Here is a 24,918-nt window from a genome sequence, read left to right as displayed (position 1 = left end):
GAGCGCGGGCTGCTCGAGGGACGTGCCTCGGCCATCCCGACCGCAGAAGAGAAGGATCAACGTGCACTCGATGATCCGGCGATTCGTACTCGGCGCCTTCCTGATCGCCCTGCTGGCTCTTGGCGCCGTGACGGGCTGCGGAGCGCGGTCGAGTGACGACGGCGGCAAGAAGCGCGTCCGCGTGGGCGCGCTCTACCTCGACGCGCAGGGCTTCTATGGCGGCATCCGCAAGGGCATCCAGGTCGGCGCCGCGTCGCAGAGCCTGGACCTGATCGGTCAGAACTCGCAGGGCGACGCCGCTCGCGAGTCGTCATTCATGGCGACGCTCGTCGGCAGCAAGGTCGACGCGATCATCATGTCGCCGGTCTCCGACACGGGCTCTGTCCCGCTCGTGCGCCAGGCGGCGGACGCCGGCATTCCTGTCGTCTGTTACAACACCTGCGTCTCGGGCGATGCCGCCAGGAAGTTCGTCAAGGCGCTCGTGACCACCGACCAGGTCAAGATGGGCGAGCAGGTCGGCAACCTGTCCGCACGGTACTTCCTCAAGAAGCAGCTCAACGCGCCCCTGGTCGCCATCCTCAACTGCGACGCTTACGAGGCATGCCGTCAGCGCAAGGCGGGCTTCAAGAAGGCGCTCTCGGCCAAAGTCCCGGGCGTTCGGTACGTCGCCGACCAGCCGGGCTTCCTCCCCGACGAGGCGCCGACCACCGCCGCGGACATCCTCACCGCCAAGGCGAACGTCGACGCCCTCTACGCGACCAACGAGGGCGGCACCCTCGGCGCGCTGAAGGGCATCCAGGCCACCAGGCACGCCGGTCGCACGGTCGTCCTGGGCAGCGACATCGGCGTCCAGATCGCCGAAGCGATGCTCGCCCAGCCCAAGACGCTCGTGTTGACCGTGGGCCAGGACGCGCAGCGCATGGGCCGCGTCGCCGTTCAGCAGGCGCTGCGCGCAGTCCGCGGCCAGCAGATCGCGCAGTTCGACACCTACATCCCGACCACGGAGTTCACCAGCGACAACCCGCAGGGACTCCGGACCTGGCTGGCCGCCCACAAGGACGGCCTGCCGTAGGTCGCGGCGGTCAGCGGGCATCGGCTCCTTTTTGCATTTCGAGTATGCCTCGGGCGGCTCGAGGAACTCGCGGACCTGCTGACGCAGCTCCGGCGTGTCCTCGTGTCCGTGCACGGAGGCGGAGTGGTCAACGGCTACGCGAACGACCTCGTCCTCCTCGCCGATGATCGTCGGCGAGCGGTTCAACTCGCTCGCCACCGACGGCAGTCAGCCGCCTCGGACGTGCGCCAGTCGCAATCCGTCATCCAATAGCGCGCGAGCCTCTGGATCATGGCAAGCGGCACGCCCTGGGATTGACCGCGACGGTCTCTCTCTCGCCAGTTCGTGGCCGCGACGCGTCGACGAAGGTCCCCCAGAGCCGCGCGGAATGTCGACGTGGAATCAGGGATGTCGCGGGCAGTCTCGACGGTGCTGGTCATGACGACTTCCGTTGTTGGTGCAACCGCCGCGGCGGTCGGCTCCAGCGCCAGAAGCTCAACAAGATCGTCGGCAAGTCGGTCGCGCTCGCGTCCACCCACTTGGTCGCTCGCGGTCTTCCGGCGCTCCCGAGCACGACGCCGCACACCCTGCGGCGTACGTACATCTCGATCGCCCTGCTCGCCAACCACTTCGATGTTCTCTGGGTCATGCGCAGATCGGACACGCCGACTCAAAGATGACGATGGACGTCTACGCGCAGCCGCAGCAGCGGGCGGAACGCTCGCACGGCGAGGCATTCGACGCGCTCGTGCGTCGCGCTCGCGAACGCCTCTACGGCGTCACAGACCGCGAAACAGATCCCACCGCCCGCCCGAGATGGCGAGACCCGGACTCGAACCGGGGACACCACGATTTTCAGTCGTGTGCTCTACCAACTGAGCTATCTCGCCGAGGTGGCGGCTTAGGCTAGCGCGTCGCCGGAAGTGCCGCGAGTGCCGTCGGGCGGGGCCAGGCGGCGCGGAGGCGGGGCAAGGCGAGCGAGGCGACGCCGAGCAGGGCGAGGCCCGAGAGCAGGAACGCGAGCTGGACCCCTCCCAGCACAATCACCGCTCCCGCCGCCAGGATCGAGACCGCGAACGCGAGCGAGACGCAGGTCTTCTGCAGCGCGAACAGGCGGCCGTGGAGGGACTCGGGGGTCGAGTCCGAGAGCAGGAGCCGGTCGTGGACCAGCGCGAGCCCGTTGCCGAAGCCGCCGACGGCCAGCGCCGGGATGACGAGCCAGAAGGAGTCGACGACCGCGCACGCGAGCAGCTCGGAGACCATCGCGCCCAGCCCGATCAGATACGCGCGCCGCCACAGCCAGGCGCTGCCGCGCGTGAAGCGGGAGGCCAGCGAGCCGAGGCCGGTTCCGACGCCTCCGGCGGTGACCATCATCGCCAGGCCGGAGCCGCCGACGTCGAGCACGTCGCGGGCGAGGACGACCTCGCCGACGTTCGTCACGCCGACGCACAGCACGACGCCCGTCGAGGAGGCGAGCAGCGTGCGCACCTGGGGCCGCTCCAGCAGCGACTGGATCCCGACCCGCGCCTCGCGCAGCAGCGAGACCCGCGCGCGGACGGCGTCGCGCGCCTCGGGGGCGATCGACGCGTCGCGCAGCGTCCCGATCAGCAGCGCCGACACCGCGAACGTGACCGCGTTGCCGAGCATCAACGCCCCCGGCGCGACCATGACCAGCGCGACGGCCGCCAACGCAGGCCCGACCGTCAGGCCGAGGTCGTCGAGCGCGCTGAACAGCCCCATGCCGGCCGGCCGCCGGTCGCCCGGCGTCAGGCGCGGCAGACCGGTGAGCGCAGCGGGGTGGAACAGCGCCGTGCCCAGGCCGGCCAGCGCCGCGCCGGCGATCATCCACGGCAGCGCGTGCGCGTTCATCACGACCAGGAACGCGACGCACCGCAGGACGTCCGCCAGCGACGCACAGACGCGCCACCCCACGCGGTCCACCAGGGCCCCGAGCAGCGGCCCGAGCAAGATCGCCGGCAGCAGGTCCGGCAGCAGCACCGCCGACACCGCCCACGCGCTGTCGAAGCGGTCGTAGGCGAGGAGTGGCAGCGCGACGTACGAGAGGCCCGTCCCGAGGCATGACTGGGCGTGCGCGGCGAAGAACCGCCGCGCCGGAGCGCCGGCCAATGCCTCCCGGAACATCTCAGGCCACTGCGGGGCGCAGGAAGCGCCGCGGGACGAGACGGGTGCCGCACGCGACGTGCACGAGCACCGCCACGCCGGCGACGAGGATCATGTCGCCGATGCTGAACACGTTGTGGAGCGGCCACGACGCCGGCGTCGCGAACACGTCGCCGAGGAACAACAGCTTCGGGTGCTCGAGGATCTGCGAGTTCGCGAACTCGCCCTTCGCCGTGGTGTGCGCGAGCGACGCGATCGCGTCCGCGTCGGCCGGCATGACGCCTCCGTTGGCGGCGATCGCGACGAAGTTCGACAGGCCACCCACGGCGATGACCGGCAGGCCCGCGATGCGGCGGTTGGACCACGCGAAGGCGCCGAGCAGAACGTAGGACAGGATGTGGAAGGTCGTATGGAAGGCCTTGTCGCCGCCGGGCAGCAGCGAGATCACGACGATCTGGATGGCGATCGCGACCAGGGCGAGCCACGGCCGCCGGAGCGGCAGGTCCGCGAGCGCTCCCAAGCGCCCGCGCGCGAGCGGGACGCTCGCGAGTACGGCCAGGTAGACGAGCGCGATGATCATGGCAACCAAGGTGATCGGCCGGGCCCGCGAACCGCACGCTCCAACAAATGTCGAATCGCTCAATTGGGGCGTAGACCTGACCGACAACCCCGACTGGAGCGGCTCTCAAGGGGGGAGCCGAATTGACACGGAGGTCAACAAAATGAAGGCACGCATGTATCGCCTTGCGCTCGTCGCCGGCGTCGTCGCCGTCTTCCTCGAAGGGCTCGGCGCCGGACTCAAGTGGGGCTGAACGATGACGGTCCGCTACGGCCGTAAGTGGTGAAGGCGAGGGTGCCCAGGGGCGGGCACCCTCGACTTTTCTCTCTGCCCCCAGCAAGCGATGAGCGCCCGCGCCAAACGACTCGACCCACTCGACCTCTACGTGACCGCGATCATCCTGATCGGCGGCGCGTGCATGGTCTGGCTGGGGGTCGACGGCGCGGGCGGCCTCTCGCTGCTGTTGTCGCCGGAGGTCGCGATCTTCGCGGTCTTCGCGCTCATCGGCGAGTTCGTCCCGCTGAAGGTGTTCACGCGCGGCGCCGAGGGCGAGGTCACGACCTCGACCACCTTCGCGATGGCGACGATGCTCGCCGCCGGCCCGCTCGCGTCCTTCGTGGCGCTCGCCGGCGCGAACCTGCTGGCCGACGGCATCCGCCGCAAGCCGCCCAAGAAGGTCGCGTTCAACATCGCGCAGTACGGGATCACGATCGCCGCCTCCGGCCTGGTGCTGAAGGCGACGACCGGTCTCCCACGTGCGCATGAGCCCCACTTGGTCCCGGCGGACCTGATCGGCATCCTGCTCGCCGCGACCGTCTTCTTCATCTGCAACACCGGCCTGGTCGCGACGGTGATCGCCTTCGCCCAGCGCCTGAGCCTGTGGCGATATCTCGCCGAGGACATCTTCTTCCAGTGCGCGACGGCGGGGCTCATGCTCGGCCTCGCGCCTGTCGTGGTGCTCGCCGCGGACTTCAGCCTGCCGGCCATCGCGCTGCTCTTCCTGCCGCTGTTCGCGGTCCACCGCGGCGGCAGCGAGGCGATCGCGAAGGAGCACCAGGCGCTCCACGACGCGCTCACCGGCCTGCCGAACCGCGAGCTCTTCCGTGACCGCATCGACCAGGCGATCCGCTCCTCGCGCCGCTCGGGCGAGTCCGCCGTCGTGATGATCATGGACCTCGATCACTTCAAGGAGATCAACGACACGCTCGGCCACCACCACGGCGATCTGCTGCTGCAGGAGGTCTCGCGCCGCCTGCAGGCCACGCTGCGCGACTCCGACACGGTCGCGCGCCTCGGCGGCGACGAGTTCGGCGTGCTGCTCCCGCGTGTCGCCACCAGCCAGGACGCGACCGCCGTCGCCGGCGAGCTGCTCGTCGCCCTGCGCGAGCCGTTCGTCCTCGAGGGCATGCGGCTCGAGATCGACGCGTCGGTCGGCATCGCGCTGCATCCCGTCCACGGCGAGGACGTCGAGACGCTCAACCAGCGCGCGGACATCGCGATGTACTCGGCCAAGCAGAGCGGCCGCGGCTACGCGATCTTCGAGCCCGAGCTGGACCGCCACTCTCCCCGCAGGCTCGCGCTCGCCGGCGGCCTGCGCTCGGCCATCAACCAGAGCGAGATCACGCTCTACTACCAGCCGAAGGCCGACCTGCGGTCCAGCCGGATCGTCGGCGTCGAAGCGCTGGCGCGCTGGGATCACCCCGAGTTCGGGATCGTCGGGCCGAGCGAGTTCGTGCCGATCGCCGAGCAGACCGGTCTGATCACGCCGCTCACCTCGCACGTGCTCGATGTCGCGCTGCGCCAGATCCGCGAGTGGAGCGACAACGGGCTGGAGCTGACGATCGCGGTCAATCTCTCGGCCCGGTCATTCTTGGACACGCATCTCGCGGTTGAGATCCCGCGCCTGCTCGCGCGCTGGGACGTCAGGGCCGAGCAGCTGGAGCTCGAGATCACCGAGAGCATGCTGATGACCGACCCGGCGCGTGCCGAGGCGACGCTCGCGCGGCTCAGCCAGATCGGGCTGACGCTCTCGGTCGACGACTTCGGCACCGGCTACTCGTCGCTGGCCAACCTCAAGCGGCTGCCGGTCGACGTGATCAAGATCGACAAGTCGTTCGTGATGGAGATGGCGGTCGACGCGTCCGACGCCGCGATCGTGCGCTCCACGATCGACCTCGCCCACAACCTCGGCCTGCGCGTCGTCGCCGAGGGCGTCGAGAGCGAGGACGCCTGGCGCCAGCTGGAGGCGCTCGGCTGCGACTACGCGCAGGGCTACTACCTCTCACGGCCGCTGCCGGCCGACGCGGCCACGCGCCTGATCCGCGAGCGCGGCACGGCGCGCGATGCGACGCCTCCGGCACTGCGCGTCGTCCACGGCGTCGGCGCGTAGCGTCGGCGCCGCCGCAGGATCTCCTGCACGGCTTCACAAGATCCGTCGCCGCGCCGACAGTAGGACGTGATGCGCCGGATATCCGTCCTGACGACGCTCTGGTTCTCGCTGTGCTGCGCCCCCGCGTTCGCCGACGCCAGCGGCGGCGCGATCGCGGCACCGGAGACCGGCGGCGCGCCGGCGGGACAGGCGAAGCTGCTCTCGGCGCGCGGGTTCGCCGTGGCGCCCGCGTCGATCGCGCCCGGCAAGCCGGTGACGTTCGCGTTCCGCACGGCGGGCGCGTCCGGCCGCGTGCGGGCGCGCGTCGACATCCTCGCTCCCGGCAAGGCCGCGGTGCGGGCGAAGCTCGGGCTGGTGCGCGCCGGCCACGGGATCAGCGTGCGCTGGAGCACGAAGCCGCTCGCGGCGGGAAGCTACACCGCGCGGCTGGTCGTCGAAGGCGGCGGCGCGCGGGTCTACGAGCGCGCGAAGCTCGCGGTGGTCGCGCCGCCGCCGCCGGCCCCCGCCGTCGCCGCGGTCATCGCCGGCGGCGTGTTCCCGGTGCAGGGCGCGTACAGCTTCGGCGGCCCGGACTCGCGCTTCGGCGCACCGCGCAGCGGCCACGTGCACCAGGGCCAGGACATCGCCGCCGCCGAGGGCACGCCGGTCGTGTCGCCGCGCGCCGGCACCGTGCACTGGGTCGCCTACCAGGCCGAGGGCGCCGGCCACTACGTCGTCATCAATGGCGACGACGGTCGCGACTACGTCTTCATGCACCTCCAGGACGGCTCGACGCTGGTCGCGACGGGCCAGCCGGTCGCCGCCGGCCAGCGGATCGCCTCGGTCGGCAACACCGGAGAGTCCGAGGGCCCGCACCTGCACTTCGAGATCTGGCCCGGCGGCTGGTGGGCTTCCAAGGCCTCGCCGCCGATCGACCCGTTGCCCCAGCTGCAAGCATGGGCGGGGTGAACCCTGTCCCGCCGGCCCGCCACCTGCTCCGCGCCAAGGCGCTCGCTGACGCGCGCTACCGCGAGGCGCTGGACGTCGACGACATGGCGGCCGCCGCGCGCCTCTCTCGCGCGCACTTCAGCCGCGAGTTCCGGCGCGAGTTCGGCGAGTCCCCGCACCAGTACCTGCTGACGCGCCGGCTCCAGCGTGCCGCCGAGCTGCTGGTGACCACGGACTGGAGCGTCGCCGAGATCTGCTTCAGCGTCGGGCTGCGCAGCGTCGGCTCGTTCACGACGAGCTTCACGCGCGCGTACGGGCGTCCCCCGACGGCGTATCGCGCGGACCATCCGCCGGCCGCCTCGCGCGCGATCGTTCCCTCCTGCATGCTGCGCGCGTACGGGCGGCCGCGATCCAGCACGTTTCGAGAAGACAGCGCCGTGACGCCGGGTTAGGTTGGGGCGCATGATCAAGCTCGCGACCGTCAACGTATGGGTGCACGACCAGGAGGAGGCGCTCGCCTTCTACACCGAGAAGCTCGGTTGGGAGGTCCGCGCCGACGTGTCCCTTCCGGAGATCCCGGACTTCCGCTGGCTGACCGTCGGCCCGCCGTCGCAGCCCGACATCTCCCTCGTGCTGATGGCGGTGCCCGGTCCGCCGGTGTTCGAAGAGGACACGCGCCAGAAGATCCTCGACCTGATGGCCAGGGGCGCCGCCGGCGGCCTGTTCCTCGAGACCGAGGACTGCCGCGCCTCCTACGAGGAGCTCAAGGCGCGCGGCGTCGAGTTCTCGGAGGAGCCGTCCGAGCGGCCGTACGGCGTCGACGCCGCGTTCCACGATCCGTCGGGCAACAACTTCCGGCTCGTGCAGCAGGCGCCCGTGCCCGCCTCCTAAGCCGCGAGCATCCTCCCCATCAGCTCCACGCAGCCGGCCTTCGCGAGCGGCTCGTTGAGGTTGCCGCACTTCGGCGACTGAACGCACGACGGGCACCCGCTCTCGCATGGGCACTCGCTGACCAGGCGGTGCGCGTCGTCGACGAGCTGCTCGAAGGCCTCATAGCCCCGGCGGGCGATCCCGATCCCGCCGGGGTGCCCGTCGTAGATGAAGATCGTCGGGCCGCCGGTCTGGACGTGCAGGTTGGTGCTGAGGCCGCCGATGTCCCAGCGGTCGCACATCGCGAGCAGCGGCAGGACGGCGATCTGCGAGTGCTCGGCGGCGTGCAGGGCGCCGAGGAGCTTCTCCAAGGGCACTTCGCTGCGCAGTACTTGCGGCGAGATCTCGTACCACAGCGCCTGCGTGACGAACGAGGTGGTCGGCAGGTCGAGCGCGACCAGGTCGACCGCCTCGTGGTCGGCGAGCCGCTTGCGCTGGTAGGCGAGCACCTGATCGGTCACGACGACGGTGCCGAAGCTCAGCCGCACGCCGAGTGTCTCGCGCCGGGCGATCAGCCGGTCGATCTCCGTATGGGTCTCGCGCTTGGGCTGGGTGTACCAGTCGCCGCTGAACTTGTGCACGAGCGCGCGGCTGTCGTGCAGGTCGAGCGCGGCGACCTCGAACTGGCGGCCGCCGTGGAGGTAGATCGCGCCCTCGTGCACGGTCGAGGGCGCGCGGCCGGCGTCGACGTTGCCGATCAGCTCCCCTGACTCGGTGTCGATGATCGCGACGTTGTCGCGGGACGCGCTGCGCAGCGAGACCTCGGCGGCGGGGAAGCCGTCGGTGCGGCGCGGGACGAACGTCCCGTCAGGGCGCTCGCGCAGCTCCCCCGCGCCGACGAGCTGCTCCGCGAACGCCCGCCAGCGCGGGCCCAGCGTCTCGGCGTCGGCGTCCTCCAGCGGCCCTTCGTGCGCGGCGCACAGCAGGTGCGCGGCGTAGAGCTGCTCGTTCTCGTTGTCGAGGATCGCGGCCTCGACCGGGCGCTCCAGGAACTCGTCCGGATGGCGGCAGAAGAACTGGTCCAGCGCGTCCTCGCCGGCGATGTAGACCGCGAGCCCGCGCCCGCGGCGGCCGGCGCGGCCCCACATCTGGCGCAGGCTCGCCACCGTGCCGGGGAACGTGACGCAGATCGCGGCGTCGAGCGCGCCGATGTCGATGCCGAGCTCGAGCGCGTCGGTGGACACGACGCCGAGCAGCTCGCCGCTGACCAGCCGGTGCTCGAGCTCGCGCCGCTGCTGGGCGGTGTAGCCGGCGCGATACGGCGCGATCCGCGTCGCGAGGTCGCGGTGGCCGAGGTCCTCGAGGTTGCGCTTGGTGAAGTGCGCCATCAACTCGACGGCCTTGCGCGACTTCATGAACACGATCGTGCGTGCGCCTTCGGACACGAGCCGCGCGAGCAGGTCCGCCGCCTCGGCGAGCGGGGAGCGGCGGCTCGCGGTCTTGGGGTCGGTGATCGGCGGGTTCCACATCGCCACCGTGCGCTTGGTGCCCGGGGAGCCGTCGCGGTCGATCACGGTCACGTCGTCGAGGCCGGTCAGCCGCTCCGCCAGCTCGCCCGGATTGGCGATCGTCGCGCTGGCGAGCAGGATCCGCGGCGCGGTGCCATAGGCCTCGCACACGCGCCGCAGGCGGCGGATGACGTTCGCGACGTGCGAGCCGAAGATGCCGCGGTAGACGTGCGCCTCGTCGATCACCACGACGGCGAGGTTCGCGAAGAAGTCCCCCCACGCCGGGTGGTTGGGCAGGATCGCAAGGTGCAGCATGTCCGGGTTGGTGAGGACCAGGTTCGCCCGCCGGCGGATCGCCTGGCGCTGCTCGCGCGGCGTGTCGCCGTCGTAGATCGCCGGGCGCGCGCGCGGGACGCGCAGCGCGTGCAGGGCGCGCGCCTGGTCCTGCGCGAGCGCCTTGGCGGGGTAGAGGTAGAGCGCGCGGGCGCGCGCGTCGCGCGAGAGGACGTCCAACGTCGGCAGGTTGAAGCACAGCGACTTGCCGGACGCCGTGCCGGTGGTGACGATCGTCGGGCCGGCCCAGGCCGCGTGCAGGGCCTCGGCCTGGTGGCTCCACAGCTCGGTGATCCCGTTGGCGCGCAGCGCGTTGGCCACGTCCTCGTGCAGCTCCTCCGGGATCGCCGACACGCGCGGGAAGCGAGCGTGCTGCATCTCCTCGCGGACGAGCCGCTCGTCCTCGCGCCCCGCCTCGAGCAGTGCGTCCCAGGGCTGGATGTCGCGCACGATCGCCATCGCATCCGATGCTAGGCCCTGCCTCCGAGGTGACGGACCAGTTTGCGCCGTTCCGATGTCCAGCCCGGCGCGCGCGAGTGCGGCGCGAGCCTTGGATGACCATGTCTGGACGATTTCGGCTCGCACTCGCGGCCGCCGTGGCGGGAGCGCTGATCGGCGTCGCGGCCACTGTCCTGTTGAGCAAGGCCTCGCGGGAGCGGCAGGCCGCGCGCCCGGCGTACACCTCGCCTCCGGCGGCTGTGCCGCCGGCGCCGGCTCTGCCTCCGGTCGCGGCGCGCCCGCGCCCGCACGCGACCTCACGCCCGCGCACGCGCACGGTGCCCCGCCATCCCGCAGTGCCTCGCCCCGTGCCGCTCGGTCCCGACGGGCCGCTGGGCCCGAACGGCCCGCTGGGCCCGAACGGTCCGCTCGGCGCCGCCAGCCCGCTCGGCCCGCACGGCAAAGGCCTCGGACCCAACCCGTCGCTCGGCCCGGACGGGCCGCTGGGCCCGAACGGCCCGCTCGGGCCCCGCGGCATGCTCGGGCCCGGCGGCTGAACCGGAGCCGGGCCTAGGAGAATGTTGAACTTTGATCCGTCGATGCGAGGTGGTGCGCCCGTGGATGCCGGGTGCCGGGCCCGTGCCTAGGCATACCGGTGCGTCTTCCTGGGCACGGACCCGGCCGATCCGGCGCCGCGGGCGTGCCGCATCGCGCGGCGGGGAAAGATCAACAGGCTCCTAGGCCAACCAGGGCTCGACGAGCGCCTCGACCTCCGCGCACAGCGCGCGGGGGTCGACGCCGATCGCGCGCAGCGTCCGCGCCGCCGGCGAGTCCTGCTCACGCAGCAGGCCGAGCAGCACGTGCTCGGCCTCGATCGTGTGGCTGCCGTGCGCGAGCGCCTCGGCGGCCGGGCCCGCGAGCACCGCGCGCATGTCCGTGTGGCAGACGATCTGCCGGAACAGCGGTGACCCCGGCGACATCGCATCCACCTGGACGCGGACCTTCGCCGGCGTCGCCCCCGCCTCCTCGAGCGGCCGCAGGTGCGTGGCGCGCAGGAGGCCGAGCAGCACGTGCTCGTCGCCGAGCAGCGGGGCGCCGAGCATCGACGCCTCCTCGCGCGCGTAGCGCAGGGCGAGCCGCACCTCGGGCGCCGGCAGCAGCGTCGGCAGGTCGTCGGACGGCGGCGCGAGGTCGCGGTAGCGGCGGTGGACCGCCTGGCGCGAGAGGCCGAGGTTGCGGGCGATCGACGCGAACGACGCGCCGTCTCCGAGCGCCAGCGCGACCTGCGCGCGCTCGAACTCCTCGAGCTCGCGCCGCAGCGCCGTGATCCTGCGCAGGGCGCTGCCCGGGCTCGGCGCGTTCGCGGCCTCGGCCGCGAGCCGAGCCAGGTTGCGGCCGCCGGTCAGCGCGCCTCCTTGAACACGATGCGGTTGACGTCGAGCGCCGGGTCGCAGCCCTTGCGCGCCAGCTTCCCGTGGAGCTTGACGCGGTCGCCGGCCTTGGGGTCCGCGCTGCCGAAGCGCACGCGGTCGTTGTCGAGCGTGTAGGTCTGGACGCCGTCCGGCGCCCGGTGGTTGGCGCGCTTGACGTCGACCGTCAGCGTGCCGCTGTAGCGGTCGTCGGCACGGGTGGCGGTGCCGGCCCCCGCCGTCTGGGTGAGCGTCTGGGAGACGAGCAGGCCGCGGGCGTCGAATCCGATGTAGCGGTGGGGCGTGCAGCGGTCCGGCTTGGGATGGGGCTTCGGCTTGGGCGTGTGCGCCTGCGCGGGGGCCGCCGCGATGGCCACGGCGGCAAGTACGGCCGGTGCGAGAATTCGTGTCATAGATCAAGGAGATGCCGCGGGCGGGCGGATCCTGCGCTGTGCAGGATCCGGGGCTTGCGGGGATCTAGTTCCGTGATGGTCTTCCGGCAGCGGTCCGAGGCGGCGTTCGAGTCGCTCTACCAGCGCCACGTGCGCGAGGTGTACGGCTACGCGCTCGCGGTGCTGGGCACGCCCGCCGACGCCGAGGACGTCACGCAGACCACGTTCATGAACGCCTACCGCGCGTTCCAGCGCGGCGAGCGGCCGGACAAGCCGCGCAGCTGGCTGTTCGCGATCGCGCACAACGTCTGCCGCCAGCGGTTCCGGCAGGCGGCGCGGCGGCCGCGCGAGGTCGAGCTTCACGAGGCGGTCGCCGACGTCGAGGAGACCGACGCGCCGACCGCGCAGGACATCGCCCGCGCGCTCCAGAGCCTGCCGTTCAACCAGCGCTCCGCCCTGGTCATGCGCGAGCTGGAGGGGCGGAAGCAGAGCGAGATCGCCGAGGCGCTCGGCGTGTCGGTCAGCGCCGTCGAGACGCTCCTGTTCCGCGCGCGGCGCGGGGTGCGCGAGCAGCTCGAGACCTCGCTCACGTGCGGCGAGGCGGAGCGCGCGATCTCGCGCCAGCTCGACGGCGCGAGCTCCCGGAGCGAGCGAGCGGCGCTGCGGGCGCATCTGCGCTCCTGCGAGGAATGCGCCACGTTCGCGCGCCGGGCGCGCGCGCATCGCGGCGCACTGCGGCGCCTGAGCGTCCTCCCGCTGCCGGCGTCGCTGCTGAGCTGGAGCGGAGGGGCGGGCGGCGGCGCCGCCGTCGCGGCGGCTCCGACGGCCGCGGGGCTCGGCGTCAAGCTGCTCGCCGGCACCGCGGCCGTCGCGATCGCCGCCGGAGCGGGGGACCAGGCCCTCAAGCGCCATCACCGGCCGGCCGCCGTCCCCGCCCCCACCGTCCCGGCGGTCACGCGTCCGGCGGCGACGCCGGCGAACGTGAGCGCGCCACCATCCGCGACGATCTCGGTCACGGCGCGCGAGCGGCTTGCGCGCAGCCCGGGTCACCGCCGTGCCGTGGCGAAGGCAGCGCCGCCGAAGGCGCTTGGCCGCGGGCACGCGAAGGCGCCGAAGTCATCGAGCCACGGCCGCGCGCTCGGACACGCCAAGGCGACGAAGCCCCGAGGCCACGGCCGCGCGCTCGGGCACGCCAAGGGGTCGGCGGCAAAGCCGCACAACACGCAAAGGCCACCGCAGGGAAAGGCCAAGCGGGACACCGGCGGTCAGGGCAGCGGACCGGCGAAGAAGCCTCACGCCGCGAAGAAGTCCACGCCCGCGCCGCCCGTCACCGCCGAGGGCACCCACGGCAACGGCAACCACGGGAAGAACAAGTAGCGCCGCCCCCCGTGGAGCTCGGCCGGAAGCACCGGCGCAAGCCAATGGGCCGGTCAGGCCTCCCGGCTCGCATGCAGGTGGGCGACGTTCACGAGGCCGCCGGCGCGCTCGCCGTGACGTTGATCGCCCGCCCGCGCCGGCGAACCGCCGAAGCGCAGACCGGCGCCGGCGTCGTAGGACTCAGTACCGACTCGCCCCAGCGCGCGGTCGTCGCGCCGGCGCGGGCGTAGTTCCCGCGCGCGGGCGTGGCGCCCCGTCCGGCCAATGACCGCGAGCGTCCACGGCGCGCGGGGCCTGTCTCCGTGTCGCCCCGCAGGTCCGGCGAACTGCGCTGGTTTGGGAGCGGGTCAGCGTGCCGGCGCGGGCCGGATGATCGTTTGAGGCGGCCCCGCGAGGGGTGCCCTACGAAGCTTCGAATAGTTCGGAGGTTCGTGAGGCACCCCCAGAGCTCGTGCGCGGCGGTGGTCGTTCGCGCGCGAACCGCGCCGCCGGGGATGATCGTTCGTGACCGCGGCTTCACCCCGGCGGGCGAGAACACGCCGGCATCCCTCACCCGCGCAGTTCGCCCGATTCGGCAACGCCCCGGGTCTCCGCGCGGCCGCCGCGAAAGCCGGCCCCGCCCCGCGCGGGTGCTCGTTCCGCGCGTCGCGTTCGCTGGTCAGCGCGTCTCGGCGTCGAGTGCCTCGAGCACCCGCAGGAACCCGGCGACGGAGCGTTCGCCGGCGCGGGCGAGAACTCGTTCCTCGAGCGCGCTGAAGGCTTCGCGCACGTGGTCGGCGGCGGACGCGCCTTCGCTGGTCAGCTCGAGCACGAAGGAGCGCCGGTCGCGTGGGTTCAGGGCGCGGCTGAGGAGGCCGCGGCGCTCGAGGCGGTCGATCACGCCGGTGAGCGTGGAGGGGCGCTGGCCGGTGGCGGCCTGCAACTCGGCGACGGAGAGCCGCTCGCCCGCACGCAACTGGGCCAGCGCGTTGACCTCGCCCGCCGTGAGACCGAGCAGTTCGAGCTCGCCCGCCAGGTGGTCGACCACCCGGTGAGTCGTCGCCTCGAGCTTCGCGATGACGCCGGTCATAGGCGCGATCCTACCTGCTCGTGTTTTACGTATCCGTACTGTACGGTTTCGTAATGCCCGTCGCCCACCGCATCTTCGTCCCGCTTGCTCCTGAGCAGGCGCTGCAGCTGTTCACTCCTGTCGGCGAGCGCGAGTGGGCGCCGCACTGGGCGCCGGTGTTCCCGGCGGGCGAGCACGGCGACGGCGCGGCGCCCGGCACCGTGTTCCTCACCGGCGACACCCACTGGGTCGTCGTCGACCGCGCCGCGGACCGCATCCGCTACGCCCGGGTGACGCCAGGGGTCCGGGCCGGCACCGTGGAAGTCCGTCTCGCGCCCCACCAGGGTGGCGCGATCGCGGAGGTGACGTACGAGATGACGGCGATCGCGCTCGACGACGAGTTCGAACCGGCCCTGCACGATTGGGAGCCCGCGATCGCCGCCGCGCTGGCCGCGCGGCAGGAGAGCCGCGCATAGCGCGGCGGCCGACGCCACCGAGCGGCCGCCTCCTCGCGGCTCGGACGCGCGCGCGGTGGCTAGATTGGCCCGCGTGCCCCGGAAGCTTCGCTGCGTCTTCTACGACCCCGGCGTGGTGGACGCGGGCGACCGGCTGACCGGGCGGGCGCTGGAGGCGTGCGCGCGCGCCGGCGTGGAGGTGTTCGCGCTCGCCGGCGACGAGGATCGCGTCATCGTGCAGGGCGAGGAGCACGACGTCGCGGAGGACCTGACGGCGATCGAGTTCGTCATGCGCGCCCTCGCCTTCGACCGCGAGGAGGCGATCGGCGTGGGCTCGGCGCTCAAGGACGCTCCGGTCGGCGCCGTGTGGATCGGGCCGGGCGACCTCGAGACCCGCGGGCCCGAGGTGCGCGTGGCCGAGGACGACGAGCAGCTGCTCTACGACGCCGTCATCACGGAGCTGGCGGAGAGGCGGTGAACACCCGCCGTGGCCCGAGTGGCCCGTCCCGCCCGGCTCGGGCCCCCTGCCGCAATTGCCTCGCCATGCCAATGCGGGGGTGGCTCACGGCGGGTGTTCACGCACGACTCCGATCGGCACGGCACCCGGCCGTCCCAAGCCATTTCGACGGATGTACCGCTACGGGCCCGAGAGCGAAAGGGCGAACAGCGAATCGTCATCGGTCATCAGCGCATGCAGCCGCAGGCCCGCCGCCGCGAGGTCTGCCTGGAGCCGCTCGCGCGTGAACTTCGCGCTGATCTCGGTCCGCATCTCCTCGCGGTTGGCGAAGTGCACGGCGAGGTCGAGCTCGCGCACGTTGACCACCATCGGCTCGAGCGCCCGCAGGCGCATCTCGATCCACTCCTGCTCGCGGTCGTAGAACGCGACGTGCTCGAAGGCGTCCAGGTCGAAGTCGCCGCCGAGCTCGCGGTTGATCACCGCGAGCATGTTGCGGTTGAACGCGGCCGTCACGCCCGCGGCGTCGTTGTACGCCGCCTCGAGCAGCGCCGGATCCTTGACGAGGTCGGTGCCGAGCAGCAGCCGGTCCTGCGGCCGCAGCTCACGGGCCAGCCCGCGCAGGAACTTGCGCCGCGACCCCGGCGGGAAGTTGCCGATCGTGCCGCCGAGGAACGCGATGATGCGCGGGCCCTCCGCCACCGGCAGCGCGTCCAGGTGACGCTCGAAGTCGCCCAGAACGCCGTACACGCGCAGCCCCGGATACTGCTCCACCAGCCGTTCCGCGCTCCCCAGCAGGACGCTCTCGCTGACGTCGAACGGGACGTAGCGGTCCAGCGTGCCCGCGTCGCGCATCGCGTCGAGCAGCAGCAGCGTCTTGGTGGGCACACCGGACCCCAGCTCGACCAGCTCCGCGGCACCGGTGCGCGCGACGATCTCCTCGGCGCACGCCTCGAGGATCACGCGCTCGGTGCGGTACGGGTAGTACTCGGGCTGCTCGATGATCTGCTCGAACAGCCGCGAGCCCTCCGCGTCGTAGAAGTGCTTGGGCGGAACCTCCTTGAACGGGCGCGTGAGCCCGTCCAGCACGTCGAACGCAAGGAGCCGCTCGTCCGGTCCCAGCTTCGAAACGATCTCGATGTCACCCGCGGCGGTCCTCATGGTCATCTCGCGATCCTCAGTCCGGCGAACAGCTGACGGCGCTGCGGCAGATCCCAGTTGCGGAAGTGCGGTGACGCGATCCGCTCGTGCGTCGCGCAGGAGCCCCCGCGCAGCACGCGGTAGCCCTTGTCGAAGAACACTTCTGAGTACTCGCGGTACGGATGGGCCACGAACCCGGCGTACGCGGAGAACTCGCTCGCGGTCCACTCCCATACCTCGTACGTCCCCTCGAGCAGCCCGGCGAGGGCGGCCTTCTCCCACTCCTGCTCGGAGGGAAGGCGGGCGCCGTGGAAGCGCGCGAACGCGTCGGCCTCGAACCAGGACACATGCACGATCGGGGCGTCCGGGGCGCCCATCCGCGGGGACACGTCGCGCGCCCACTCCCAGCCCGCGGGCGTCCAGAGCTCAGGCCGCGAGTAGCCGCCCTCCTCGGCGAACGCGGTCCAGTCGGCGCCCGTCACGGGCACCCGCCCGATCGAGAACGCCGGCAGCTCGACGACATGGCGCGGGCGCTCGTTGTCGTAGGAGAAGCCCTCCGGTCCCGCGCCGATCGTCGCCGCCCCGCCGGGCACCTCGACCAGCTCCAGCCCGGAGCCCGCGACCCCGGCCGGGCCGGCGAACGCGGGCGGCTCGAGGCCGGCGAGCCGCATGGCCTGCAGCATCGTCTCCGTGTGCTGCAGCTCATGGCGGATCACCAGCTCGTGCAGCTCACCGCCGTCGCGCACCGGCGCCTCCAGGGAACGCGCACGGACGTCGTCGAGGTACGCGAGCAGCTCGGCGCCGCGCAGGAACTCGAGGTCGCCGCGCACCGCGCGCGGTGTCTCGAACGCGTCATAGAGCTCCGCCAGGCCCGGCCGCAGCAGCTCCTGCCCGGCGAGCCGGTGGTTGAGCCACAGGTCCTCATACGCCGCGACGTGGCCGAGGTCCCAGGCCAGCGGGCTCATGATCGGCGAGTGGACGGCCGTCAGCTGGTCCTCGTCGAGGTGTGCGACGAGCTTCAGCGTACGCGCCCGGACCTCGCCCATCACCTCGTGGAGCTGCGCCGCCACTGGAGCCACCATACCGAGGCCTTGGTGTCTACTTCCACGCTTGGCGTTACAGGAGTCGCCCGAACCAGCGCAGCGAGAGCCCGCCGGCGGCGACGAGCAGCAGGATCGCGCCGCCGGCGAACGCCGCCGTCACCTCGCGCTTCTCGTTGCGCGACGACAGCCGCGTCCCGAGCCCCGCGTAGATCTCCTGCAGCTTCGAGGACTCGGTCGCCGTGAACGCCTTCCCGCCCGAGACCGCGGCGATCTGCTTGAGCCCCTCGATGTCGGGCGGGACCTGCACGCGCTGGAGGAAGCCGAACGAGTCGCGCAGCTGCACCTGCCCGTCGGACGTACCGAGCGCGATCGTGTAGACGGGGACGTGGACCGAGCGCGCCTGGCGCGCGACGTCGAGCGGGTCGAGCCGGCCGGACGTGTTCTTGCCGTCCGAGAGCAGCACGATCACCGACGGCAGCCGGCGCGTCCCGCTGCCGTTGGCGTTCGCCACCGGCGTGCGCGCCGCCACCAGCCCGCGCTCCAGGCCGTCACCCATCGCCGTCCCGCCCTCGGCCGAGAGCTGGTCCAGGGCGCCGCGGACCTGCGAGCGGTCGGTCGTCGGCGCGACCCGCTGCTCGGCGTAGTCCGAGAAGGCGATCAGGCCGATCCGGAACGCCTGCGGCAGCTTGTCGGTCAGCGTCTTGGCCGCCTTGACCGCGGCGGTGAGCCGGTCGGGCTGGACGTCGGTCGCGTTCATCGAGCCGGAGACGTCGGTGACCATGATCACGTTGGCCGCCCGCTGCGGTGCCGCGACGGTCCGTTGCGGCCGCGCCAGCGCGACGATCAGCGCGGCCAGCGCGCACAGCAGCAGCAGCGGCGGGAGATGGCGCCGCCAGCCCGGCTGCTCGCGCACCAGCCCGGGGACGAGCGCCGGGTTCGCCCACGCCGCGGACTCACGCCGGCGCCGGCGCTGGAGCGCGGCGTAGGCGAGCGCCGCGAGCGGCAGCAGGATCAGCCCGGATAGGAGGATCGGCTCGGCGAAGCTCATGGCGCGCACTGCCACTCGCGGCGAGGCCTCGGCCGGCGTTCGCTGTCGAGTATCGCTTCGCAGATACTCATGACGCGCTCAGGGCTTGAAGTCTGGCGGCTACCGCCGCGCGCGTCGAGTTGCCGGCGCGCAGCGCCGCCTCACCCCGCCGGAGGTGGCCCGCGAGCGTCTTCAGCCAGTCGCCGTCGGTCGAGAGGACGACGTGGTCGGCGCCCGCGCGCCGCAGCGCCGCCGCGATCTCCTCGCGTTCCTGTGCCGCCGCCGCGCGGAAGCGCTCGCGCACGCGCCGCTTGCGCGTGTCGATCTGCAGCTGGCGGCCGGTCTCGGGATCGACGAGCCAGAGGTCGCCGGCGGGCACGAGCTCCTGCTCGCGCGGGTCGCGCACCTCGCACGCGAGGACGCCGTGACGGGCGCGCAGCGCCTTCAGCGGCCCCTCCCAGTCGAGCTCGCCGCGGAAGTCGGACACGATCACGATCATCCCGCGCTGGCGCCCCAGCGCCGCCGTCGTCTTGAGCACGGTGCCCAGCGAGGCGCGTCCCGCGTTCTCCTCCTCGCCGCCCCGGCGCAGCTCGGCGAGCAGCCCGAGCAGCCCGAGCCGCCCCTGGCGCGGGCGGATCACGCGCGGGGCGTGGCCGCCGAACGCGACCACGCCGAGCCGGTTGCCGCGGCGCGTCGTGACGTGGCCGACGGCGAGCCCGACGCCCTCGGCGACGTCGGCCTTGCGCCGGTCGGCGGTGCCGAACGCCATCGAGGCCGAGACGTCGAGCACGAGCCACGACGTCAGGGCGCGCTCGCCCACGTGCACGCGCACGTGCGGCTCGTTCATGCGCGCGGTCACGTTCCAGTCGATGTGGCGCACGTCGTCGCCCGGGAAGTACGGGCGGATGCCGGCGAGCTCGGTGCCCTGGCCGACCTGCGGCGTCATGTGCTCGCCCGGAAGCAACGACTCGATGCGCTTCATCACGGCCAGGTCGAGCGAGCGCAGGACCGCCTGCGGGACGGGGCCGGGTCCCGGCTTGTCCGGCGTGCGATCGGGCGCCTCCGGGACGATCCGCGGGCGGCTCACGGCAGCCTCCCGCCGCGCGCCAGTCCCAGCCCCGCGCCGGCCAGCAGCAGCACGAGCGCGCCGCCGGCGAACGCCGACGTCACCTGGCGCTTCTCCTTGGTCTTGGCGAGCCGCGAGCCGAGGTTCGCATAGACGGCCTGAAGCTTGCGCGCGTCCGGGGCGGCGAAGAACTGTCCGCCGGTGTCGCGCGCGATGTCCTGCAGCGTGAGCGAGTCGGGCGGCACCTTCTCCGTGCTCGTCACGGCTCCGGTCTGCGGGTCCTTGTGCTCGAGCACGCCGTCCTGGGTCCCCAGCGCGACCGTGAAGATCGGGATCTTGAACTTCTTCGTCTGCTGCACGACGTCGATCGGATCGCGCCCGCGCGTGTTCGCGCCGTCGGACAGCAGGACGATCGCCGCCGGCAGCCGGCGCGAGCCGCCCAGGCCGTCGGGCACCGGGACGCGCGCGGAGTCGACCGCGAGCTGCAGCGCGTCACCCATCGCCGTCGCGCCCTTGACCTGGAGCGAGTTGACCGCCGCCGTCACGCGGGCGTGATCGGTCGTGGGCTCGACGAGCTGCTGCGCGCTGTTGGAGATCGTCACCAGGCCGATGCGGAACCCGTCCGGCACCTCCTTGATGAACGTGCGCGCCGCGGCCTGCGCCGCCGCGAGCCGCGTCGGGCGCACGTCGGTCGCGAGCATCGAGCCCGACGTGTCGGTCACCAGGATCACGTTCGCCTCGTGCCGCTCGGCGGCCACGGTCCGCTGCGGTCGCGCGATCGCGATCAGCAGCGCGGCCAGCGCGAGCAGCCCGAGCAGCGCCGGCAGGTGGCGCGTGTAGGAGCGGCCCGCGACCGCCGCCAGGAGATCGACGTTCGTGTACCGCACGGCGTAGCGCCGGCGCCGCTTCTGCGCGAGCACGTAGACGGCCGCCACCAGCGGCACGGCCGCCAGCGTGGCCAGCAATAGCGGCGCCTGGAAGCTCACGCCCGGCTCACGTCCCGTACGCGCGCTCCTGCGCCAGCTCGATGCGGGGCATCGGCACGCGCTCGAGCACGTCGTCCAGCACGCGATCGGTGTCGACGCCCGCGGCGAGCGCCTCGTAGGTCAGCACGATGCGGTGGCGCAGGACGTCGCGCGCGAGGTCGCGCACGTCGACCGGCAGCATGTAGTCGCGCCCGCGCAGCAGGGCGAGCGCGCGGCCGGCGTGGATCAGGTTGATCGAGCCGCGCGGCGAGGCGCCGAACTCGACCCAGTTGTCGTCGCCGGGCGAGCGGGTGGCGGTCGTGAGCGCGACGGCGTACTCCATCACCCGCCGGTCGACGTAGACCGTCGCGGCGGCGCGCTGGTGTGCGATCAGCGTGGTCGGCGAGAGCACCTCGCGGGCGTGGGCGCCGCCGTCGAGCGAGCGCTCGACGACCGCGACCTCGTCGCGCTGGTTCGGGTAGTCGACGACGAGCTTGAACATGAAGCGGTCGACCTGCGCCTCAGGCAGCGGGTAGGTGCCCTCGGACTCGATCGGGTTCTGCGTCGCGAGCACGAGGAACGGCGCCGGAACGCGATGCGTGTCGTGTCCGATCGTCACCTGGCGCTCCTGCATGACCTCCAGCAGCGCCGACTGCACCTTGGCGGGCGCGCGGTTGATCTCGTCGGCGAGCAGGAAGTTGCAGAACACCGGGCCCAGCTCAACGTCGAAGTCGCCCTGGTTGGGGCGGTAGACGCGCGTGCCGACGAGGTCGGCGGGCACCAGGTCGGGCGTGAACTGCAGGCGCTTGAACGAGCCGCCGAGCACGTCGGCGACGGTCTTGACGGTCAGAGTCTTGGCGAGACCCGGCACGCCCTCCAGCAGCACGTGGCCACCGGCCAGCAGGGCGACCAGCACGCGCTCGAGCATCGCCTCCTGGCCGACGATGACGCGCTTGATCTCGAACAGCGCGTTCTCCAGCGCGTCATGGGCTTCGCGGGCCGGGCTCGGCTCCTGCGGGCGGTCGAGCGCGTGGAGCCGCCGGTCCTCGTGGGTCACCTGATTCTCCTGGATCTGACTCGAAAATGGGTCAACGCGTCGTCGGCCGGTCGGGCCGCGTCCCGAGCTCCACGTTCAGATTACGCCGGCCACCGCCGCGTTCCACCGTCACCTTGGCCTGTTGACCAGGCTTGAGGTTGTTCACGGCGGCCGACACGTCGTCGGACGAGAGGACCGGCTTGTCGTTGATCGCCGTGATCTTGTCGCCCTGCTGCAGGCCGCTCTTCTGGGCCGGCCCGCCCGGCACGACGTCCTGCACCACGGCGCCCGTGTTGTCCGGCGAGTCGCTGTTGCTGACGCCGAGATACGCGCGCACGACCTTGCCGCCGGACTGGATCTGCGGCACGACCTGCTTGATCGTCGAGACCGGCACGGCGAAGCCGACGCCGGAGTTGTCGCCGCCGTTGTCGGTCTTGATCTGCGAGTTCACGCCGATCACGCGGCCCTTGCCGTCGAGCAGCGGGCCGCCGGAGTTGCCGGGGTTGATCGCCGCGTCGGTCTGCACCGCGTTGGCGATCGGGAAGCCGTTGGGCGCCGTGATCGTGCGCCCGAGCGCGGAGACGATGCCCTCGGTGACGGTGCCCGACAGGCCGAACGGCGAGCCGATCGCGATCGCCTGGTCGCCCGGCTGCAGCGCGTCGGAGTCGCCGAGCTGGAGCGGCTGCAGGCCGCCCTGGACCGCCGCGGGATCGATCTTGAGCACCGCGAGGTCCGACGACGGGTCCTTGCCGACGAGCTTGGCCGGGATCACCTTCTGGTTGGAGCCCACGCGGACGCTGAAGGTGTTGAAGCTCTCGACCACGTGGTCGTTGGTGACGATGTGGCCTTGGCGGTCGTAGACGAAGCCTGAGCCGGTCGCGGCGTTGCCGCCCTGGCCGCCGCCGAGGAGGCTGCTGCCGCCTCCGCCGGAGCTGCTCGACTGCACGAACACGACGCCTGGGGACACGCGCCGGTAGATGTCCGAGACGCTGCCGGGCAGCGGGGAGGGCGCGTTCCCGCCCTTCTGCGGCGCGGTGGCGCCGGGGGCGGGAGCGGAGGCCTGGGTCTGCGGGCCGTCGTCGTCGATCACGCCGGCAACCGCGAGCACGCCGACCACGAGCCCGACCGAGACGGCGCCGCCGAGGAACGCAACGAGGGTTCGCATGGCGTCCATGAGAGCGCGATGCCGTCAACTCATCCTGAACGGAATCTCAGCGGAAGCTAAAGACGGGCCGTCTTCAGGAATCCTTACATTGGAGATCAGTCACGATTTGCGGACATGGCCAAGGTTCTGATCGTCGACGATGAGCCCGCGGTGCGGGCCGCGCTCGACCGCGCGCTGCGGCTGGACCGCTACGAGGTCGAGCTCGCCGCCGACGGCCGCGAGGCGCTCGACCGCCTCGCCGAGACGCGGCTGGACGCCATCGTGCTCGACGTCGCGATGCCCGGGATCGACGGCCTCGAGGTGTGCAGGCGCCTGCGCGACGCGGGCGACCGCACGCCGGTGCTGATGCTCACCGCGCGCGACGCCGTCGACGACCGCGTCGCCGGACTGGACGCCGGCGCCGACGACTACCTCGTCAAGCCGTTCGCGCTGAAGGAGCTCAAGGCGCGCCTGCGCGCGCTCCTGCGCCGGGCCGAGGCGCCGGACGACGGCGAGGAAGCGAAGCTGCGCTTCGCCGACCTGTCGCTCGACCGCGGCGCGTGGGAGGCCTACCGCGCCTCCCGCAAGCTCGAGCTCTCGCGTACGGAGTTCCAGCTGCTCGCGCTCTTCCTCGAGCATCCGCGCCAGGTGCTCACGCGCTCACAGATCTTCGAGCGCGTGTGGGGCTACGACTTCGGCTCGAGCTCGAACTCGCTCGGGGTCTACATGGGCTACCTGCGCCGCAAGACGGAGCTGGACGGCGAGCCGCGGCTGCTGCACACCGTGCGCGGCGTCGGCTACGTCCTGCGCGACTGATGCCGCTGCGCCGCCGCCTCACCGTCGCCGCCGCGGTCGCGGTCGCGGTCGCGGTGGCGCTCGCGTGCTTCGTGGCGTATCTCGCCGTGCGCGGCGAGCTGATCTCGCAGGTCGACGAGGCGCTGACGGCGCAGGTGTCGGTGCCGCCGCGGCCGGGCGGCCGGCGCTTCCCCGCCCTGTCCGCGCGCAACGGCGGCCCCACGCCCTACATCCAGCGCGTCGCCGCCGACGGCTCGATCGGGACGTTCGGCAGCGAGGACACCGAGCTGCCGGTCGACTCGCGCACGCTCGCCGTCGCCGCCGGCACCGGCGGCAGCTTCTTCACCGACATGGACGTCAACGGCACGCACGTGCGCGTGCTGACGGCGCCGGACCCGTACTTCGAGTCCACGGCGGTCCAGGTCGGCCGCTCGCTCGACTCGACCGACGGCGTCCTCTCGCGGCTGCGGGTGATCCTGCTGCTGGTCTGCCTCGGCGGCGTCGCGCTCGCCGTCGCGCTCGGGCGGCTGGTCTCGCGCAACGTCGTCGCGCCGATCGTGGCGGTCACCGAGGCGGCCCGCCACATCGCCGCCACCGAGGACCTCGGCCGCCGCATCGCCGTGACCAGCCAGGACGAGGTCGGCGAGCTCGCGCAGCACTTCAACGCGATGCTCGACACGCTCGAGGGCTCGATCGCCTCCCAGCGCCAGCTCGTCGCCGACGCCTCGCACGAGCTGCGCACCCCGATCACGAGCCTGCGCACGAACATCGAGGTGCTGGCCGAGTCCGACGGGCTGGCGCGCGAGGAGCGCGAGCGCCTGCTGGAGGACGTCGAGGAGCAGGTCGCCGAGCTCGGCGCGCTGGTGACGGACCTGATCGAGCTGGGGCGCGGCGACGAGCCGCGGCGCGAGACCGAGGACGTGCGGCTGGACGAGCTGGTCGAGGAGGCCGTCGCCCGGGCACGCCGGCATGCGCCGCGCGTGCGCTTCGAGTCGCAGCTCGAGCCCGCGGTGGTGGAGGGGACGCGCGAGCGGCTGGCGCGCGCGGTCAACAACCTGCTCGACAACGCCGCGACGCATTCCCAGCCCGGCGGCCTCGTCGAGGTCTACGCCGGCGCGGAGGGCCTGCGTGTGCGCGACCACGGCGACGGCATCGACGAAGCCGACCTCCCGTACCTGTTCGACCGCTTCTACCGCGGCGCGTCGGCCCGCCGGCGCCCCGGCTCCGGCCTCGGGCTCGCGATCGTGCGCCAGGTCGCCGAGCAGCATGGCGGGTCGGTGCGGGCCGCGAACGCGCCGGGCGGCGGGGCCGAGTTCACGGTCACGCTGCCCGTGGTCGCGCCCGCGGGATTGTGGGCGGCGGGCTAGGGCT

At 72.5% G+C, this 24,918-nt stretch carries 26 protein-coding genes, 1 tRNA gene and 1 pseudogene; 12 read left to right on the top strand and 16 right to left on the bottom strand.

Annotation, left to right across the window (positions count from 1 at the left end; translation table 11 throughout):
• Nucleotides 1-70 precede the first annotated feature (70 nt).
• Entirely contained in the window at nt 71-1,072 is a 1,002-nt protein-coding gene (locus tag H958_RS47395) for a substrate-binding domain-containing protein (RefSeq protein WP_028058084.1), read from the top strand.
• A gap of 108 nt (nt 1,073-1,180) precedes the next feature.
• Here H958_RS47395 and H958_RS49010 read toward each other — a convergent pair.
• From H958_RS49010 to H958_RS0106630, 5 genes and pseudogenes are all read right to left on the bottom strand, one after another.
• Nucleotides 1,181-1,270, bottom strand: a pseudogene (locus tag H958_RS49010) (DUF1059 domain-containing protein); the annotation flags it as partial.
• Complete coding sequence (locus tag H958_RS49005) at nt 1,255-1,491, bottom strand: epoxide hydrolase N-terminal domain-containing protein (protein WP_081685662.1); 237 nt, start codon at nt 1,489-1,491, stop codon at nt 1,255-1,257. The gene H958_RS49005 and the pseudogene H958_RS49010, both read right to left, overlap by 16 nt.
• Before the next feature lie 377 nt (nt 1,492-1,868).
• Nucleotides 1,869-1,941 (bottom strand) — tRNA-Phe (locus tag H958_RS0106640).
• Between the two features lie 16 nt (nt 1,942-1,957).
• Nucleotides 1,958-3,193, bottom strand: coding sequence for an MFS transporter (locus H958_RS0106635; protein ID WP_037409334.1), 1,236 nt, complete (start codon nt 3,191-3,193; stop codon nt 1,958-1,960).
• A gap of 1 nt (nt 3,194) precedes the next feature.
• Nucleotides 3,195-3,752: a DUF5317 domain-containing protein gene (locus H958_RS0106630; protein WP_028058082.1), complete on the bottom strand. Its 558-nt coding sequence runs from the start codon at nt 3,750-3,752 to the stop codon at nt 3,195-3,197.
• Here H958_RS0106630 and H958_RS45980 point away from each other — a divergent pair.
• The 5 genes from H958_RS45980 (at nt 3,751) to H958_RS0106605 (ending at nt 7,938) form a co-directional block, all read left to right on the top strand.
• The gene (locus H958_RS45980) at nt 3,751-3,984 is read left to right on the top strand and encodes a hypothetical protein (RefSeq protein ID WP_156027743.1); all 234 of its coding nucleotides are present in this window, start codon (nt 3,751-3,753) and stop codon (nt 3,982-3,984) included. The two genes, H958_RS0106630 and H958_RS45980, sit on opposite strands and share 2 nt — an antisense overlap.
• A 90-nt stretch (nt 3,985-4,074) precedes the next feature.
• Nucleotides 4,075-6,120, top strand: coding sequence for a putative bifunctional diguanylate cyclase/phosphodiesterase (locus H958_RS35525; protein ID WP_051323915.1), 2,046 nt, complete (start codon nt 4,075-4,077; stop codon nt 6,118-6,120).
• A 69-nt stretch (nt 6,121-6,189) separates the two neighbouring features.
• Nucleotides 6,190-7,068, top strand: a complete 879-nt coding sequence (locus H958_RS42900; protein ID WP_051323914.1) for a M23 family metallopeptidase — start codon at nt 6,190-6,192, stop codon at nt 7,066-7,068.
• A complete protein-coding gene (locus H958_RS0106610; RefSeq protein ID WP_156027742.1) occupies nt 7,065-7,499 on the top strand; it encodes a helix-turn-helix domain-containing protein in 435 nt (144 codons plus the stop codon). Before H958_RS42900 ends, H958_RS0106610 begins: the two co-directional genes overlap by 4 nt.
• Before the next feature lie 10 nt (nt 7,500-7,509).
• Nucleotides 7,510-7,938 carry a VOC family protein gene (locus H958_RS0106605; protein ID WP_028058080.1) on the top strand — a complete coding sequence of 143 codons (429 nt, stop codon included), beginning with the start codon at nt 7,510-7,512 and terminating at the stop codon, nt 7,936-7,938.
• On the opposite strand, the gene H958_RS0106600 is transcribed toward H958_RS0106605, so the two are convergent.
• Nucleotides 7,935-10,217 (bottom strand): DEAD/DEAH box helicase, encoded by a 2,283-nt coding sequence (locus H958_RS0106600; protein ID WP_028058079.1) that lies wholly within the window; start codon nt 10,215-10,217, stop codon nt 7,935-7,937. The genes H958_RS0106605 and H958_RS0106600 overlap by 4 nt on opposite strands.
• Before the next feature lie 101 nt (nt 10,218-10,318).
• Between H958_RS0106600 and H958_RS0106595 the strand changes: the two genes are divergently transcribed.
• A complete protein-coding gene (locus tag H958_RS0106595) occupies nt 10,319-10,753 on the top strand; it encodes a hypothetical protein (protein ID WP_156027741.1) in 435 nt (144 codons plus the stop codon).
• Nucleotides 10,754-10,933: 180 nt separating this feature from the next.
• Here H958_RS0106595 and H958_RS0106590 read toward each other — a convergent pair whose 3' ends face one another.
• A complete protein-coding gene (locus H958_RS0106590; RefSeq protein WP_028058077.1) occupies nt 10,934-11,338 on the bottom strand; it encodes a Clp protease N-terminal domain-containing protein in 405 nt (134 codons plus the stop codon).
• A 260-nt stretch (nt 11,339-11,598) separates the two neighbouring features.
• The gene (locus tag H958_RS45975; RefSeq protein ID WP_028058076.1) at nt 11,599-11,982 is read right to left on the bottom strand and encodes a hypothetical protein; all 384 of its coding nucleotides are present in this window, start codon (nt 11,980-11,982) and stop codon (nt 11,599-11,601) included.
• Nucleotides 11,983-12,093: 111 nt separating this feature from the next.
• Here H958_RS45975 and H958_RS42895 point away from each other — a divergent pair, with 111 nt between their 5' ends.
• Nucleotides 12,094-13,374 (top strand): sigma-70 family RNA polymerase sigma factor, encoded by a 1,281-nt coding sequence (locus H958_RS42895; protein WP_196807245.1) that lies wholly within the window; start codon nt 12,094-12,096, stop codon nt 13,372-13,374.
• A 658-nt stretch (nt 13,375-14,032) separates the two neighbouring features.
• Here the strand turns inward: H958_RS42895 and H958_RS0106570 are convergent.
• The gene (locus H958_RS0106570; protein WP_037409330.1) at nt 14,033-14,443 is read right to left on the bottom strand and encodes a MarR family winged helix-turn-helix transcriptional regulator; all 411 of its coding nucleotides are present in this window, start codon (nt 14,441-14,443) and stop codon (nt 14,033-14,035) included.
• Nucleotides 14,444-14,496: 53 nt separating this feature from the next.
• Here H958_RS0106570 and H958_RS0106565 point away from each other — a divergent pair, with 53 nt between their 5' ends.
• Both H958_RS0106565 and H958_RS0106560 read left to right on the top strand, forming a co-directional pair.
• Nucleotides 14,497-14,898, top strand: coding sequence for a hypothetical protein (locus tag H958_RS0106565; RefSeq protein ID WP_028058074.1), 402 nt, complete (start codon nt 14,497-14,499; stop codon nt 14,896-14,898).
• Between the two features lie 73 nt (nt 14,899-14,971).
• Nucleotides 14,972-15,355 carry a hypothetical protein gene (locus tag H958_RS0106560; protein WP_156027740.1) on the top strand — a complete coding sequence of 128 codons (384 nt, stop codon included), beginning with the start codon at nt 14,972-14,974 and terminating at the stop codon, nt 15,353-15,355.
• A 159-nt stretch (nt 15,356-15,514) separates the two neighbouring features.
• Here H958_RS0106560 and egtD read toward each other — a convergent pair whose 3' ends face one another.
• The 7 genes from egtD to H958_RS35500 all read right to left on the bottom strand — a co-directional run bounded on the left by egtD (nt 15,515) and on the right by H958_RS35500 (nt 22,773).
• Nucleotides 15,515-16,492, bottom strand: a complete 978-nt coding sequence (egtD, locus tag H958_RS0106555; RefSeq protein WP_407641131.1) for an L-histidine N(alpha)-methyltransferase — start codon at nt 16,490-16,492, stop codon at nt 15,515-15,517.
• A gap of 2 nt (nt 16,493-16,494) precedes the next feature.
• Nucleotides 16,495-17,541, bottom strand: a complete 1,047-nt coding sequence (locus H958_RS0106550; RefSeq protein WP_051323911.1) for a DinB family protein — start codon at nt 17,539-17,541, stop codon at nt 16,495-16,497.
• A gap of 46 nt (nt 17,542-17,587) precedes the next feature.
• Complete coding sequence (locus H958_RS0106545; protein ID WP_037409328.1) at nt 17,588-18,562, bottom strand: VWA domain-containing protein; 975 nt, start codon at nt 18,560-18,562, stop codon at nt 17,588-17,590.
• A 67-nt stretch (nt 18,563-18,629) separates the two neighbouring features.
• Nucleotides 18,630-19,628: a DUF58 domain-containing protein gene (locus H958_RS35510; protein ID WP_051323910.1), complete on the bottom strand. Its 999-nt coding sequence runs from the start codon at nt 19,626-19,628 to the stop codon at nt 18,630-18,632.
• Nucleotides 19,625-20,593 (bottom strand): VWA domain-containing protein, encoded by a 969-nt coding sequence (locus H958_RS0106535; RefSeq protein ID WP_028058069.1) that lies wholly within the window; start codon nt 20,591-20,593, stop codon nt 19,625-19,627. Before H958_RS0106535 ends, H958_RS35510 begins: the two co-directional genes overlap by 4 nt.
• 7 nt (nt 20,594-20,600) lie before the next feature.
• Nucleotides 20,601-21,629, bottom strand: a complete 1,029-nt coding sequence (locus H958_RS35505; RefSeq protein ID WP_051323909.1) for an AAA family ATPase — start codon at nt 21,627-21,629, stop codon at nt 20,601-20,603.
• A 31-nt stretch (nt 21,630-21,660) separates the two neighbouring features.
• The gene (locus H958_RS35500) at nt 21,661-22,773 is read right to left on the bottom strand and encodes a S1C family serine protease (RefSeq protein ID WP_196807244.1); all 1,113 of its coding nucleotides are present in this window, start codon (nt 22,771-22,773) and stop codon (nt 21,661-21,663) included.
• A gap of 114 nt (nt 22,774-22,887) precedes the next feature.
• Between H958_RS35500 and H958_RS0106520 the strand changes: the two genes are divergently transcribed.
• Together H958_RS0106520 and H958_RS35495 are read left to right on the top strand one after the other, a co-directional pair.
• A complete protein-coding gene (locus tag H958_RS0106520; protein WP_037409326.1) occupies nt 22,888-23,568 on the top strand; it encodes a response regulator transcription factor in 681 nt (226 codons plus the stop codon).
• Entirely contained in the window at nt 23,568-24,914 is a 1,347-nt protein-coding gene (locus H958_RS35495) for a sensor histidine kinase (RefSeq protein ID WP_051323907.1), read from the top strand. The genes H958_RS0106520 and H958_RS35495 overlap by 1 nt, the downstream gene beginning before the upstream one ends.
• Nucleotides 24,915-24,918 lie beyond the last annotated feature (4 nt).

Source organism: Candidatus Solirubrobacter pratensis (genome assembly GCF_000425945.1).
Taxonomy (GTDB): domain Bacteria; phylum Actinomycetota; class Thermoleophilia; order Solirubrobacterales; family Solirubrobacteraceae; genus Solirubrobacter; species Solirubrobacter pratensis.
This window is presented reverse-complemented; position numbering and strand designations above follow the sequence as displayed.

Coding starts and splice junctions, on each gene's coding strand:
- H958_RS42900 (WP_051323914.1), top strand. CDS start 6,190: ATGCGCCGGATATCCGTCCTGACGACGCTCTGGTTCTCGCTGTGCTGC.
- H958_RS0106595 (WP_156027741.1), top strand. CDS start 10,319: ATGTCTGGACGATTTCGGCTCGCACTCGCGGCCGCCGTGGCGGGAGCG.
- H958_RS0106565 (WP_028058074.1), top strand. CDS start 14,497: ATGCCCGTCGCCCACCGCATCTTCGTCCCGCTTGCTCCTGAGCAGGCG.
- H958_RS42895 (WP_196807245.1), top strand. CDS start 12,094: ATGGTCTTCCGGCAGCGGTCCGAGGCGGCGTTCGAGTCGCTCTACCAG.
- H958_RS0106600 (WP_028058079.1), bottom strand. CDS start 10,217: ATGGCGATCGTGCGCGACATCCAGCCCTGGGACGCACTGCTCGAGGCG.
- H958_RS0106605 (WP_028058080.1), top strand. CDS start 7,510: ATGATCAAGCTCGCGACCGTCAACGTATGGGTGCACGACCAGGAGGAG.
- egtD (WP_407641131.1), bottom strand. CDS start 16,492: ATGAGGACCGCCGCGGGTGACATCGAGATCGTTTCGAAGCTGGGACCG.
- H958_RS35495 (WP_051323907.1), top strand. CDS start 23,568: ATGCCGCTGCGCCGCCGCCTCACCGTCGCCGCCGCGGTCGCGGTCGCG.
- H958_RS0106570 (WP_037409330.1), bottom strand. CDS start 14,443: ATGACCGGCGTCATCGCGAAGCTCGAGGCGACGACTCACCGGGTGGTC.
- H958_RS35500 (WP_196807244.1), bottom strand. CDS start 22,773: ATGCGAACCCTCGTTGCGTTCCTCGGCGGCGCCGTCTCGGTCGGGCTC.
- H958_RS35525 (WP_051323915.1), top strand. CDS start 4,075: ATGAGCGCCCGCGCCAAACGACTCGACCCACTCGACCTCTACGTGACC.
- H958_RS49005 (WP_081685662.1), bottom strand. CDS start 1,491: ATGACCAGCACCGTCGAGACTGCCCGCGACATCCCTGATTCCACGTCG.
- H958_RS0106635 (WP_037409334.1), bottom strand. CDS start 3,193: ATGTTCCGGGAGGCATTGGCCGGCGCTCCGGCGCGGCGGTTCTTCGCC.
- H958_RS47395 (WP_028058084.1), top strand. CDS start 71: ATGATCCGGCGATTCGTACTCGGCGCCTTCCTGATCGCCCTGCTGGCT.
- H958_RS0106630 (WP_028058082.1), bottom strand. CDS start 3,752: ATGATCATCGCGCTCGTCTACCTGGCCGTACTCGCGAGCGTCCCGCTC.
- H958_RS0106520 (WP_037409326.1), top strand. CDS start 22,888: ATGGCCAAGGTTCTGATCGTCGACGATGAGCCCGCGGTGCGGGCCGCG.
- H958_RS45980 (WP_156027743.1), top strand. CDS start 3,751: ATGGCAACCAAGGTGATCGGCCGGGCCCGCGAACCGCACGCTCCAACA.
- H958_RS0106545 (WP_037409328.1), bottom strand. CDS start 18,562: ATGAGCTTCGCCGAGCCGATCCTCCTATCCGGGCTGATCCTGCTGCCG.